At 72.4% G+C, this 12994-nt stretch carries 13 protein-coding genes; all 13 read right to left on the bottom strand.

Annotated features, from left to right (window positions below):
- Nucleotides 1-121 precede the first annotated feature (121 nt).
- Complete coding sequence (locus B1759_RS06850) at nt 122-1159, bottom strand: TrkA family potassium uptake protein (protein ID WP_143537290.1); 1038 nt, start codon at nt 1157-1159, stop codon at nt 122-124.
- Complete coding sequence (locus B1759_RS06845; RefSeq protein ID WP_095514271.1) at nt 1156-1659, bottom strand: hypothetical protein; 504 nt, start codon at nt 1657-1659, stop codon at nt 1156-1158. Before B1759_RS06845 ends, B1759_RS06850 begins: the two co-directional genes overlap by 4 nt.
- Before the next feature lie 94 nt (nt 1660-1753).
- The gene (locus tag B1759_RS06840) at nt 1754-2401 is read right to left on the bottom strand and encodes a hypothetical protein (RefSeq protein WP_095514270.1); all 648 of its coding nucleotides are present in this window, start codon (nt 2399-2401) and stop codon (nt 1754-1756) included.
- A 135-nt stretch (nt 2402-2536) separates the two neighbouring features.
- The gene (locus tag B1759_RS06835) at nt 2537-3658 is read right to left on the bottom strand and encodes a choice-of-anchor B family protein (RefSeq protein ID WP_095514269.1); all 1122 of its coding nucleotides are present in this window, start codon (nt 3656-3658) and stop codon (nt 2537-2539) included.
- A gap of 95 nt (nt 3659-3753) precedes the next feature.
- The gene (locus tag B1759_RS06830; RefSeq protein ID WP_095514268.1) at nt 3754-4074 is read right to left on the bottom strand and encodes a hypothetical protein; all 321 of its coding nucleotides are present in this window, start codon (nt 4072-4074) and stop codon (nt 3754-3756) included.
- Nucleotides 4075-4562: 488 nt separating this feature from the next.
- Nucleotides 4563-5666 (bottom strand): beta-ketoacyl-ACP synthase III, encoded by a 1104-nt coding sequence (locus tag B1759_RS06820; protein ID WP_095514266.1) that lies wholly within the window; start codon nt 5664-5666, stop codon nt 4563-4565.
- Between the two features lie 52 nt (nt 5667-5718).
- Complete coding sequence (locus B1759_RS06815) at nt 5719-6390, bottom strand: triacylglycerol lipase (protein ID WP_095514265.1); 672 nt, start codon at nt 6388-6390, stop codon at nt 5719-5721.
- Nucleotides 6391-6431: 41 nt separating this feature from the next.
- Entirely contained in the window at nt 6432-6884 is a 453-nt protein-coding gene (locus B1759_RS06810; RefSeq protein WP_143537289.1) for a hypothetical protein, read from the bottom strand.
- 21 nt (nt 6885-6905) lie between these two features.
- Entirely contained in the window at nt 6906-8219 is a 1314-nt protein-coding gene (locus B1759_RS06805) for an amidohydrolase family protein (RefSeq protein WP_095515078.1), read from the bottom strand.
- A 73-nt stretch (nt 8220-8292) separates the two neighbouring features.
- Nucleotides 8293-9654, bottom strand: coding sequence for an amidohydrolase (locus B1759_RS06800; protein WP_095514263.1), 1362 nt, complete (start codon nt 9652-9654; stop codon nt 8293-8295).
- Between the two features lie 91 nt (nt 9655-9745).
- Nucleotides 9746-11467: an amidohydrolase family protein gene (locus B1759_RS06795; RefSeq protein WP_095514262.1), complete on the bottom strand. Its 1722-nt coding sequence runs from the start codon at nt 11465-11467 to the stop codon at nt 9746-9748.
- Between the two features lie 122 nt (nt 11468-11589).
- Nucleotides 11590-12234 (bottom strand): hypothetical protein, encoded by a 645-nt coding sequence (locus tag B1759_RS06790; protein WP_143537288.1) that lies wholly within the window; start codon nt 12232-12234, stop codon nt 11590-11592.
- A gap of 20 nt (nt 12235-12254) precedes the next feature.
- Nucleotides 12255-12920: a ribose 5-phosphate isomerase B gene (gene rpiB, locus B1759_RS06785; protein ID WP_095514260.1), complete on the bottom strand. Its 666-nt coding sequence runs from the start codon at nt 12918-12920 to the stop codon at nt 12255-12257.
- Between the last annotated feature and the right edge of the window lie 74 nt (nt 12921-12994).

The following is a 12994-nucleotide window of genomic DNA, read 5'->3' as shown; positions in this document are numbered from 1 at the left end:
CGTGCCGGGGGCGATCCGACGCCTTCACGAGCGCGAAACGCACGGCACCGTCTACGATTGCGCGGGAAGTGCGCGCGAGCGGGACCGCCTGCCTCGGCACCGAGGCGGACGGCCGCGGAGGCTACCTCGCCTGCGCGCCCTCGGTGCGGATCTTGCGGATCTGCTCGGCGGTCGCGAGCACGATGAGCGCGTCGCCGGATGCGAGCGGGAGCTGGGCGTCCGGGTTGAAGCGCCACTCGCCGGTGGCCGCGCGCAGGACGCCCACCACGACGGCGTCGAAGCGGCGCCGGAAGTCGACCTCGGAGAGGGAGCGCCCGTCGAGGAGGCTGCCCGCCTCGACGGTGACCTCCTCCAGGTCGAAGTCGAGCGCCTCGACGCCGAGGACCTGCTCCATGAAGCGATCCACGCGGGGCCGGAGGATGGTCTGCGCGATGCGGTCGGCGCCAATCTCCAGCGGCGAGATCACCTTGTCGGCGCCCGCGCGGAGGAGCTTGTTGAGCGACGTCTGCTCGTTGGTCCGGGCGACGATGAACAGGCCCTCGTCGTCACGGATCTCGCGGGCCGTCAGCGCGACGAACACGTTGGCGGCGTCCTCGGGGAGCACAAGCACGAGCCCGGCGGCGCGCTCCAGCCCGGCGGCGCGGAGCGCGTCCTCCTCGGCGGCGTCCTCCTGTACGTAGGCGTAGCCCGCCTCGTCGAGTTGCACGGCCCGGTCGTCGCGGCGGTCGATCACCACGAAGTCGCGCCCGGCGGCGGCCAGGTCGCGTGCGATGCGCTGCCCGAGGCGGCCGTACCCGGCGATGACGTAGTGGCCCGAGAGGCGGGCGATCCGGCGCTGCATGGTCCGCTGACGAATGGCGTCGCTGGTGACGAGGATCTGAACGACGCGCGAGGCGATGGTGGCAAACGTACCGATGCCGATGAAGGCGAGCGCGGCCGTGAACACGCGCCCGGCGTCGGAGAGGGGCTGCACCTCGCCGAACCCGATGGTGGTCAGCGTGATGGCCGTCATGTAGAAGGCGTCCATCGGGGACCAGCCCTCGATGAGCATGTAGCCGGCCGTCCCGAGGCCCAACAGCGCCCCGACGGCGAGCGTCCCGATGGCGATCTCGCGGGTCGCCCCGGACCGAGCGCGGACCCAGTCGCCGGGGCGGATCACGCGGCGAGCGCGAAGGCGCGTGCGGCCCACGTGTCGCGCGCGTGGCGCTCGACGCCTCCGTCGCGCAGGTCGCCGACGGTCGCCGCGGTCACATCGAGGAGGACCGTCTCGGGGCCGGCGTCGCCGCTCCGCACAAGGCGGCGGAAGGCCGGTCGGGGGAGGCTCTGCCACGCCCCCGCGGCGTCGCGGTAGAGGACGCTGAGCGCAGGGGCCCGCTCGACGCTGTGTGCCTCCAGCGCCGCCGCGACGGCGTGCTCCATCGCGTCGATGCCACAGCCGGAGACGCCCGCGTTCAGATCCGCCTCCGAGATCACGGCGCCCACGGCGAGTGCCCGCCCGGCCAGCACGGCGGCCTCGGCACGGACCGGGCGCCCGTGGCTCTGCCACGAGGGGAGCCAGTCGGCGACGGACTGGCGGAGGGCGTCCGCCTCGGCGTCGTCGAGGGTCCGGTCCAGGGGGACGAGCCAGAGGCGGGCGGCGTCGGAGAGCGAGTCGAGCATGGGAGGGAGGGCCGTTTGGGAGGATACGCCTCCCGTCCGTCGCGGACTCCCGGTCGGGCGTCCGCGCCTCCCGTCACCCTCTACTCTTCATCCGTCACTCGCTCGGCCGCCCCTCGTCGCGAAGGGCCGCGAGGCCAGACAGGTCGATGCCGCGGAGCGCCGCCTCCAGGTCGTCGTCGGAGACCTGCGTGCCGGTCACCTCCACGTGGAAGCGGTCCGCGACGACGATGCTGAACTCGCCGGACTGCGCCTCCGAGTCGTACGACCGGTAGCCGCGCTCGCCGCCGAAGGTGACCGTCCGCTGGTACTCCGAGCCGGACTCGCGGTCGATGTCGGTGATCGTCCAGCCGAGGCCCATCATGGCCATCGACGGGATCGCGCCGTAGTCCATGATCCCGATGTCGATCTGGGCGCCGTCGGCGCCGGGGTAGACGGCCTCGACGCGCGAGATGGAGAAGCCCATCGCGCCGTCGGTCGCGCCCTCGACCTCGCCCTGGTCCATCCCGGAGACGGATGCGGGCAGGAGGTCGCGCAGGACGCGGAAGTTGACCGGGTCGGCAGGAGCACGCTCGGCCGACTCCTGCATCGTCTCGACCGCGTTTTGCATCTCCTGCAGCCGGCCCATCATGCCAGGCTCGCCGGTCTCTTCGACCTCGCCATCGAAATCATCGCCGTCGCCGCCGCAGGCGGAGAGGGGCAGGGCGAGGGCGAACAGGAGCGCGAAAGCGGTGTGAGCGGTCATGACAGCAACAGGGGGTGGGGGTACTTCACAGTACGTGCTTTCGGCGTGCCAGCCGTCACCGCCGGTCGTACCGACACCGAACCGGCCTGCCTCGGCGTCACACCGAGGCGGGCCGGTCGGCTGGCAGACGAGAGGCTACATGTTGGGGGCGGACGGGTCCCACTTCAGGACCGTCAGCGTGCCTTCCAGGTCGCTCGTGTACAGGTAGCCGCCCGGCGACGGCAGCGAGACGCCCCAGTTGCCGTAAAACGCTGCGTCGTCGTTGTCGGGGTGCGTGTCGTAGCGTGCCACCTCGACCGGGTTCTCGATGTCGGTGATGTCGAGGATGTACATCCCGGACGCGTAGTGCGACACGAACGCGTAGTCGCCGTCAACCTGGACGTTGTGCGCGATCCGGCTGGAGCCGAGCCAGTCGCCGACCAGCGTCGGGTTCTCGGAGTCGGAGAGGTCCCACACCTTGACCGTCTTGTCGACCGTCTCCTCGGTGGTGAGGGCGTACATCCCATCGTCCGTCGGCCAGATGTTGTGGACGTAGCCCGGCGACGGCACGCTGACGCGCGAGATGAGCGTCGGGGTGGTCTTGTTGCTCACGTCCCACATCGAGAAGGTGGGCGCGCGGCCCTCGGCGACGAAGAGCGTGTCGTTGCGCGCGAACACGTCGTGGGAGTCCGGCACGGGCACCGCGCCGATGTCGACCGGGCGGATCGGGTCGGACAGGTCGATCATGATGATCTGGTTGCCGTCCGAGTTGAGCATGTACGCGTAGCCCGTCGCCGTGTCGATCGAGAGGTTGTGCGAGGACACGAGCCGATCATTCTGGCCGCGGACGACCGCGATCTCTTCGGCGTGGTGCGGCAGCCCGCGCAGGTCGATCACCTGAAGGCCCTCGCTCTGGCCGTAGGCCTCGGTCGAGATGTAGGCGAAGGAGCCGTAGGTCTTGATGTCGCGCCAGTAGAAGGGCGCGTTCAGGGTCGGGCCCGGGATCTGGGCGACGACCTCCAGGCTCGGCACGGCCACGATGGCGATGCCCTCGACGTTGCCCATGATGGCATACTCCGAGCCGTCGTTGGCCGTGTAGGCCCACACGTCGGAGCCGCCGACCACGTCCGGGATGCCCATCGCGCCCTCGGGGCGGGGCTCGTCGGCGCCGGGGCGGGGGATGGTCGGAAGCTCGACGACGCCGATGAGGTCGAGCTGCTGCGCGCTGGCGGGCGCGACGAGGAGGGCGGCGAGGGCCGCGGCGACGAGGAAACGCATGGTCGGGGAGGGTGGGGCGAGCCCCAATCTAGGCGTTCCCGCCCCGACCGCCGCTCACGAGGCCGAGGCCCGTGAGCGGCGCGTCCGTCCTGTGGCTAGTTGCGCCCGCGGCGGTCGTTCCGACGGTCGCCGCGACGATCGTTCCGGCGGTCGCGCTGGTCGCGCCGGGCCTCACGCCGGTCGCGCCGCGAGCAGGCACCGAGTTCGTCGCCGTGGCGCCGGTGGCTGCGGACGGTGTTGCGCGGGACCGCGATCGTGTTGCCGTTGTGGCAGACGTACGGTCGGGCGGCGCTGCCCGGCCGGGCGTTCCGGGTGTCGACGCGGGCCGAGCCGGGGTGCGCCCGGTCGTATCGGTTGGTCGACGAGCAGCCGACCATGAGGCCAGCCGAGAGGGTCAGGAGAAACAGTGCGCGCATCGTGGTGGGAGGCAAGGGTGTGGTGGGATACCTCGGTCCCTCCCACACACCGTGCCGGGCACCCAAGCCTCCCTTGCGTGCGCTCAGAGCCGATTTCCTCCGCCTCGGTGTCGACTCGGCCGGACAGCCGCGTCCGCCGAATCAGGCGATGAGCTAGTTCCGTCCCCGCCCCTGTCCGTTCCCTCGGCTCCCGTTGCGGCTCCGGCAGGCCCCGAAGCGATCGCCGTGACGGAGGTGCGCCCGGACTGCCGGCTCCGGGAGTGTCAGGGTGTTGCCGCGATGGCAGAGCCGGTACCGATCCTGCCCACCCTGGGCGTCGACGCGTGCGGACGCCGGGTAGGCCCGGTTCGAGGAGGTGCAGCCTGCCGCGAGCAGGGTGGTGAGGACGAGGAGGCCGAGGGCGCGCATGGGACGAGGAGTGGTGGGAGCCGAGAAACGCTCCGGCTCCCCCGCGGTTCACCTGGCCGCTCGCTACCGAACCCCGCGACTCAGGCGATCAGGCCGTCCACCACACCCCGGTCGTCGATCACCGAGTCGACGGTCGCGCCGTCGCCCGAGGTCGCCTCGGTGGCCTCATGGGACGCGCGGGCCGTCCCCACGAGCGGGCCGAGGTCGAAGAGACAGGCGGCCCACGTCAGCCCGGCGCCGAAGCCGACCAGCGCCAGCGTGTCGCCCGCCTCGGCGCGGCCCGCCGTCAGCGCCTCGCTCAGCGCGATCGGGATGGTCGCCGCCGACGTGTTGCCGTAGTCGGCCACGTTCATCACCACCTTCTCCGGCGGCAGCGCGAGCGTCTTGGCGGCGTACTCGATGATGCGCGCGTTGGCCTGGTGCGGGATGAACAGGTCCACGTCGTCCACACCGACGCCCGCCTTGCCCATCACGCGCTGCAGCGACTCCGTCATGGTCCGCGTCGCGAACTTGAACACCGCGCGGCCGTCCATGCGGAGGTAGTGCGTCCGGTTGTCGACGGCGTACTGCGAGACGGGATTCCGCGTGCCGGGGCAGGGCGCGATGAGTGCCTCGGCCTGCGAGCCGTCCGAGCCGAGTTCGAACGAGCGGACGCCGCACGGGGCGTCGGTGGCCTGCAGCACGACGGCGCCCGCGCCGTCGCCGAACAGCACGCACGTCGTCCGGTCGGTCATGTCGAGGTTCTTCGAGATCACCTCCGCGCCGACGACCAGGATCGTCTTGTAGGCGCCCGTCTGGATGAACTGATCAGCCGTGACGAGGCCGTACACGAAGCCCGTGCAGCCGACCATCATCGCGAACGCGCCCGCGTTGACGCAGCCGAGCCCGTGCTGGACCTGGCTCGACACCGGCGGCGTGAGGTAATCCGGGCTGGAGGTGGCCACGATGACGAGGTCCACGTCTTCGGGCGCGACGCCCGACATCTCCAGCGCCCGCCGCCCGGCCTCGATGCTGAGGTCGCTCGTGGCCTGATCCTCACTCACGAAGTGTCGCCGCTCGATGCCCGACCGGGACTTGATCCACTCGTCCGAGGTGTCGACGATCTTCTCCAGGTCGGCGTTGGTGACGACGTTTTCGGGGGCGTAGTGGCCCCATCCGATCAAGGAGGCGTGCTTCCGGGTCATGGCGTGGCGCGTGGGTACAGAGCGGGCAAACGGGCCCGACGCGGAAGCGGTTTCAGGCATCCCCCGACTCCGCGAACTGGCCCGTCCGCAGGAAGCGAATCGTAAGCCCGATCACCAGCGGCGACATCATCATCATCGCGTGGGTCTTCGGGACCACCGCGCGGTCTGCCAGCCCGTCGGGCGCGTGGGCGCTCTCGACCGAGACGAGGCCGTCGTAGGGGCCAGAGAAGAGACGGCCGAACGGGAAGAAGGTCCGGGTGCCCGCGATCACGCCCGCCTCGACGCCGCGGAGGGGGCCGAGGCCGATGGGCACGCTGGCGTCCCCGGTGCCCAGTTCACCCAGTGCCGGGCCGAGGGTGGCGCGGAAGGGCAGCCGGTCGCCGAGCGCGTCGGCGACCTCGGAGCCGCCGTGGGGGGGCGCCAGCATGACGGCCCGCGAGCCGTCCGGGAGGGGCGTCCCGGCGTCGGCACGGCCTGCGGCGAAGGCGCGGACGAGCACGCCGCCCAGCGAGTGCGTCACGAAGTGGACCCGATCGGCGTCGGCCAGCGCGGCGTCGACCGTTGGCGAGACGATGGTCTCGACGAGGGCGCCGATGGCGTGCTTCCGGGACGGATAGTCCACCACGTGCGGGTCGAAGCCCGCCCGGCGCAGCGCGCGGGCCATCGGCAGCATCGACAGGCCGGTTCGGCCGAGGCCGTGGAACAGGAGGACGGGGTCGGCCATGCGCCTCGAACGGCGCCCGAGGCGGGGAGGGTCCGCTTCGCTCAGTCCGTGGGCGCAGGTGCGTTCTGGGCTGTCCGCACGGCCTCCACCAGCAGGTCGCGCAGTCGGAACTGCGTGCCGAGACGCGCCGAGACGCCCATGCCGCCGAGGACCCACACGAGCCCGACTCCCAGTCCGCCCGGGAACGGCAGCCCGCGTAGCGTCCAGGCGGCCCAGAGGGCGACCTCCATGGCCAGCAGCCCACCGAGCAGGGCGCCCCAGCCGGGCAGGCCGATGGTGTAGGCCACCGTGACGACGCCGCTGCTCTCTGACAGCCTCGCCGTGCCCGACGTGAGGCCGTACGTCGATCGGAAGCGGACCTCGGTGCCCTCCGTCTCCACCGCTGTCTGGACGTCCGTCAGCGCGAGCGGGCCGCCCAGCGGACCGCGCCGCCGAAGGCCGTCGGCGAACGCGACCACGACCGCGCCGAGGCGGACGGGGCTCGCAGGCGTCACGACCTCCCGCCCCGTCACGCGCTACTCGCCGTCCATCGACAGGCCCGGGTCCCGACGGAGGTACTCGTCGAACAGCTCCGTCTGGCGGCTCACGAGCGGGATCTGGTAGCCGTCGATGAACACCGCCGTGATCGATGTGGCGGGCTCGAACGGGTCGCCGTCGGCGATGAACAGCGTCGCGCTCTTGCCGACCTCGATGCTGCCGAGCCGGTCGTCCACGCCGAGGATGCGGGCGGGGTTGATGGTGATGGCCTCCAGCGCCGCCTGACGGTCGAAGCCGACCTCCTGCCCGTAGGCCACCGCAAAGCCCGCGTGGAAGGGCAGGTTGCGGTAGTTCTGCATCCGGTCGTCGGTGCGAAGGGCGACGCGGATGCCCGCCTGCGCCATGAGGGCCGCGTTCTGATAGGTCCGGTCGTAGCGGTCGCTGGCGCGCGTCGGCAGGCCGGTGACAGGGCCGGTGATGACGGAGAGCCCCGCCTCGGCGATGCGGTCGGCCACGCGCCAGCCCTCGGCGGCGCCCGTCAGGATCGCGCGGACGCCCTTGCCGTCGAGCCACTCGATGGCCTTCACGATGTCAGCCGCCGCGTTGGCCTCCACCAGAAGCGCCTGCTCGCCCCGGACGACCGGCAGCAGCGCCGCCATCTCGGGCTGGTACGGCATCGCGCCGCGGCCCGCCCGCGCCGAGTCGATGCGCGCGTACAGCAGAGCCTGCTCCCAGACCTCGTCCAGCGCCTCCATGGCCTTCTTGGTCGCCTCGTCGATGGCCGACTGCTCGCGGCGGTCGAACCGTCCGCGGCGGCCGGAGAGCGGGAAGTTGAGCACGACGCCCTCGAAGCCCGCTGCCATCTGCTCCGGCGTGTAGCCGTGCAGGTTGACGAGCGCCGCCGTGCCCGGCATCATGGCGCCCTCGGGCACCGACAGCGTGGTCGTGACGCCGGAGACGCGCGTGATCGGCACGTGGATGGTGGAGGGGTTGACGGCGGTCAGCGCCCGCATCTGGGGCGTCACGTCACCGACCTCGTCCACGTCCTGCGTCTCCTCCACGGAGCCGACCTCGACCAGTCCGAGCCGCGTCCCAGCATCGATCATCCCAGGGTAAACGGTGCCGCCAGCACAGGGCACCGCGATGGCTCCTGCCGGGGCGCTGGCCGTGCCGACGGCCGTGATCTGTCCGCCTTCGATGACGACTGTCCCGCGTTCGATCACGCCGTTGGTGACCGTCTCGATGCGGCAGCCGGTGAGCGCGAACGTGCCCGTCTGCGCGCGGTACTGCGCGCCCTGCGCCGAGGCGGGCAGGGCGACCAGAACGGCGAGGGTGAGGAGGAGAGAGCGCATCAGCATCGGGCGCGAGAGAGAGTCGAGGAGTCCCCCTCCAGAGGGGACACGAGGGGTGGACGTGGGGCGCCGATCACTCACCGGCGGCGAGTTCGTACAGGTCGGTGCCGAGCATGCACGAGGCCGAGTGGGCGTCGGAGCGCGACGGCAGCGCCATCACTTCCTCCTCGGGGTCGACGAACAGGCGCTGGTCGTCGCCGTCGCGGGCGCGGTCGAAGCGCGCGACGCCGTCGACGTACGTCAGGTCCACGCGGGCGTAGATCGAGAGCGGGTGGTCGGTGAACACGGCGAGGTCGGCGTCCTTGCCCACCTCGATGCTCCCGACGCGGTCGTCGATGCCGAGCTGCCAAGCCGGGTTGAGGGTGACGAGCGCCAGCGCCTCGTCATCGCTCAGGCCGCCGTAGCGCTGCGTCTTGGCCGCCTCGTGGGTCAGGTAGCGGAGCAGCCCGGCGTCGTCCGAGTTGATGGAGGTGCGGACGTCGTTCCGTGTGAGGACCGTCGCGTTGTAGGCGGACGAGTAGTAGACCTCGAACTTGTAGCTCGCCCAGTCCGAGAACACGCTCGCGCCCGCGCCGAAGGCGGCCAGCTCGGGGGCCACCTTGAACGCCTCGTTGGCGTGCTGGAACGTGAGCCGCTCGATGCCGAAGTCCTCGAAGACGCGCATCAGCATCAGGATCTCGTCGGCGCGGTAGCTGTGGCAGTGGACGAGCACGTCGCCAGAGAGGATGTCGGCGAGGGTCTCCAGGCGACGGTCGATGGGCGGCAGCGGCTGGCGGGCTTCGCGGGCGGCGTCCTGCGCGGCGCGGTAGGCGCGGGCCTCGGTGAACGCCTCGCGGTAGACCTGCTCGATGCCCATCCGCGTCGCCGGGCGGATGCCGCGGCCCCGGCCGTGGACGCGCGTCGGGTTCTCGCCGAGGGCGAACTTGATGGTGCGCGGGGCGCCCTCGAACAGGAGCCCGTCCGGGTCCAGCGTGCCCCAGCGGAGCTTGATGGTCTCGTTCTCGCCGCCGACGGGGTTCGCCGAGCCGTGCATGGTGTGGATCGTCGTCACGCCGCCCGCCAGCGCGCGGTAGATGCCGACGTCCGCCGGGTCGAGCGCGTCGCGCATCTGGACCTCGGCCACGATCGGGTTGCTGGCCTCGTTCACCGACGACAGCGCGATGTGGCTGTGCGCGTCGATGATGCCGGGCGTGACGTGGCGGCCGGTCACGTCGACCACTGTCACGCCGCGCGGAGCCTCCAGGCCCTGCCCGATCCGGGCGATCCGCCCGTCCGTGACCAGGATGTCGATGGCCTCCAGCGTCCCGCCGGTGACCGTGTGGACGGTGCCGCCGCGCAGCAGTACGCTGCCACGGGCATCCGCCGGGGGCAGGTCGAGCGGCGTCTGTGCCGTCGCGGCGACGGCGAGGAGCGTGAAGAGGAGGGTGCGGATCATAGGGGTACTCAGTACGAGGTACAGGGTACGGGCAGGCAGAGCGGGCCTCGCGTACCGGGTACCCTGTACCCCGTACTGCGGCCGAAGGGCGCTACTCGGGCTGGCGAGTGCCGGTCATCGGGAAGGACCCCAGCGCGCCGACGTCGGCGGTGCCGGAGAAGGTGTCGCCGGTGATGATGCCGGTGACAGTGACCAGGCCGATGTCGGGGGACGAGAACGTCATCGTGAGGGCGTTGCCCTCCAGCGTGGCCGACGCGAGCGGGGTCGTCTCGTCGGTCGTGATCTCGCCCGTGAGTGCATCCGGCGTGCCGGTGAGCGTGAACGTGCCGGACTGCGTGCCGCCCGGCGTGGCGACCTCGAAGTCCCACGTGCCGAGGGCCTGGACGACGGCGTCGGGGTCGGCGCCCGCCGGGCCGTCGTCCTCATCGATGTCGGTGCGGACGCCCTCGACGAACACGTGACGGATCTCCGTCGAGTCCGCGAAGAGAGGGCCGGTCGTGAGCACGAGGTTGGCCAGCTTGCCGGCCTCGACCGTGCCCACCTCGCGCCCGAGGCCGAGCATCTCGGCGGGCGTGGTGGTGAGCGCGGCCAGCGCGGCCTCCGGCATGAGGCCTGCCGCGATCATCCGGCGCAGGTTGCCGTGGACGTCGGCGGGCTTGACCTCGAAGGTGCCGAAGGCGAACGGGACCTCGGCGGCGGCGAGCACGGCCGGGCTGCCCTCGGCCCGCGCGACCGCAGCGCGGCGCTGGACCGTGAGTGCGGTGACCTCGGCCTCGGCGTCGGCGTAGGAGCGCACGCGGCGGTTGGACACGAACGAGGCGCCGCCCGGCGAGGTGGTCGGGAGGGCGGCGGCGAGCGCCGTGCTGTCGGCCTTGACGGTGTCGGGCAGGGCGAGGGGCGCGAACACCGCGAGGTCGTCGGCCTGGAGGCGGGCGACGAGGGGCGCGGCGTCGGGGATGCCCGCGAGGACAGGCGTCAGGCCCATCTCCTCAGACGCCCGCAGCGCGCGGAAACCGTCGAGCCAGCCGTCGGCCACGAACACCAGCTGGCGGTCGCCGTCGAGCAGGGCCGTGACGGCGTCCAGCACGGGGTCGAAGCGAGGCCGCGCGGCGCCCTCGGCAGCGCGGTCGTAGGCGGCCCGGCCGGCCTGGCGCCGGCGGGCGTTCTCGACCGTCTCCCGCATCTCCGAGAGCACCCCCATCGGCGTGGCGGGATAGACGCCTCGCGCGGTCGCGATCTGGGCCACGAAGCTGATCGGCTCGGTCAGCACGAGCGCTTCGGGTGCCTCCATCCGGCCGACCTCGCGGAGCAGCACCACGGCGCCCTGACCGGCGAAGTAGCCACCGCGCGGGGCGATGTGAGCGGCCGTGAACCCGACCTCGCGGAGTTGCCCGATGCGTGCGTCGGTGGCGTCGAACCCATCGCGCACGTCGCGCTCGGGCGTCAGGCCAGCGAGGGCACGCGGCGGGGCGCCGCGGTCGCCGTCGTAGTCCTCCGGGTCGGCGGGTTTGGGCACGCCCGCGATGCTGAAGGCATCGACGAAGCCTGCATAGACGGTCAGCGAGTCGCCCTCGACCACGTCGGCGTCGAAGGGCACGGCCACGTCGGGGCCGACCGCCACGATCCGCCCGTCGCGGACGACGACGGTGGCGCGCTCCAGCACCCGGCCGGGGGCGACCACCACGCGGGCGTTCGTAATGGCTGCGGCGCCCGTGACCGGGCGGAGCGGCGTCTCGGCGCCGACACCCTGGGCGCGGACGGGGCCGAAGAAGAGCAGGGCCGCCAGGGCGGCGAGACAGACGCGAACGGGCATGCGACGGCGGGGGAGGCGGCGAGAAGATAGGCGGGCGCCGCTCGGCTGCGGGGGCGCCCGGTCGTGGGGAATCGTCTGAAGCTGTGTCGGCGGCTCCGGGCGGGCACCCCGCCGACGTGGGCCTACCCCACAAAAATGCCCGCTTCCCGTCCGAGCGTCTGTGCGGCGGGCGTCACGATCTGGCCCGGCGTCAGCCGGATGCGGCGGTGCTTCAGGCGTGCCTGCCGCACGTCGGTCTCGGTGACCACGCGGCGCTCGATCACGACCACGCCCGCCTCGGCATCCGGCTCGGAGGGGGCGGGCGCGAGGTTGACGCCCGGCATCCAGCGCGCCGTCTCGGGCCGGTCGGCGGCAAGCCACAGGGCGCGCTCGGCCTCTATCCTCACCTCGGGTCCGGTCTCGACCGGGAGGCCGACCGCGAGCGGTCCCAGCCCGACCGTCGCCACGTCGCCGATGCCCCAGGCGCGACGGAGCCCGTCCGGGAGGACGAGCCGGGAGCGGACCGACTTCGCCGTCACCGGCCCGATGGCTCCGACGGGGCCGCGCAGGGAGGCGGCGCCCGCGATCGCGTCCGTCGCGTCCACCCAGAGCGCTAGCGCTGCGCCGGTCTCGACGGCGACGCGCCCCACGGCCTCCCCGAGGCGGACGACCTCGGCGGTCGCCGATGGCCGCAGCGTCGCCCCCGGTCCGAACAGCGCCGCTACGGCGTCGGGCGGAAGCACGGCCCGCGAGGCGAGCGGGCGCACCGGGAGAGCGTCGGGGCGCACCGGGAGAGCGTCGGGGCGCACTAGACTGTGCCCTCCGCGCCGGGCAGGAAGCGCGCCTCGACGTCCAGGATCTTGGCGACGCGCTTCGCGTGGCGCCCGCCCTCGAACGGGACGGCCAGAAACTCGGCCAGGACGCGCTTGCAGACCTCCACGCCCATCGTCCGGCTGCCGAGCGTGAGCACGTTGGCGTCGTTGTGCGCCTTCGCGTTGTACGCCGAGAACACGTCCGGGCACAGCGCCGCCCGCACGCCCGGCACCTTGTTGGCCACCATCGCCGACCCCACGCCGACGCCGTCGATCATCAGGCCGTACTGCACGCGCCCGAGGTGGACCAGCCGCGCGACGGCGTACGCGAAGTCGGGGTAGTCGACGCTGTCGGTCGAGTGCGTGCCCACGTCGGTGACGGTCCACCCGAGGCTGGTGGCGTGGGCCACGAGGGCATCCTTGATGTCGAACCCCCCGTGGTCGCAGCCGACGGCGAGGGTCTTCACGGGCGCGCTCGGCGGGCGGACCGGATCGGCGGGCGTCGGGGCGGAGGCTCCGGAGCCGGTGACGAAGGTGAGGCCCTGGGCCTTCGCCGTGTCGCGGGCGAGGGCCGTCACGAGGGCGCCCGCGGGCACCTCCAGCGTGGACTGGCCCGCAGCGAGGGCGTCGAGGACGGTGCGTTCGGAGACGAGTCGCGGCATAGGAGGAAGCTACGCGACCTCCGCACGGTCCGGTCCCGCCGGGCTCGTGTAGTCCGATCTCATCAGGTGGTCGA

This window comes from Rubrivirga sp. SAORIC476 (assembly GCF_002283555.1).
GTDB lineage: Bacteria > Bacteroidota > Rhodothermia > Rhodothermales > Rubricoccaceae > Rubrivirga.
This window is presented reverse-complemented; position numbering and strand designations above follow the sequence as displayed.

Coding starts and splice junctions, on each gene's coding strand:
- B1759_RS06820 (WP_095514266.1), bottom strand. CDS start 5,666: ATGACCCGGAAGCACGCCTCCTTGATCGGATGGGGCCACTACGCCCCC.
- B1759_RS06835 (WP_095514269.1), bottom strand. CDS start 3,658: ATGCGTTTCCTCGTCGCCGCGGCCCTCGCCGCCCTCCTCGTCGCGCCC.
- B1759_RS06805 (WP_095515078.1), bottom strand. CDS start 8,219: ATGCGCTCTCTCCTCCTCACCCTCGCCGTTCTGGTCGCCCTGCCCGCC.
- B1759_RS06840 (WP_095514270.1), bottom strand. CDS start 2,401: ATGACCGCTCACACCGCTTTCGCGCTCCTGTTCGCCCTCGCCCTGCCC.
- B1759_RS06845 (WP_095514271.1), bottom strand. CDS start 1,659: ATGCTCGACTCGCTCTCCGACGCCGCCCGCCTCTGGCTCGTCCCCCTG.
- B1759_RS06830 (WP_095514268.1), bottom strand. CDS start 4,074: ATGCGCGCACTGTTTCTCCTGACCCTCTCGGCTGGCCTCATGGTCGGC.
- rpiB (WP_095514260.1), bottom strand. CDS start 12,920: ATGCCGCGACTCGTCTCCGAACGCACCGTCCTCGACGCCCTCGCTGCG.
- B1759_RS06800 (WP_095514263.1), bottom strand. CDS start 9,654: ATGATCCGCACCCTCCTCTTCACGCTCCTCGCCGTCGCCGCGACGGCA.
- B1759_RS06815 (WP_095514265.1), bottom strand. CDS start 6,390: ATGGCCGACCCCGTCCTCCTGTTCCACGGCCTCGGCCGAACCGGCCTG.
- B1759_RS06795 (WP_095514262.1), bottom strand. CDS start 11,467: ATGCCCGTTCGCGTCTGTCTCGCCGCCCTGGCGGCCCTGCTCTTCTTC.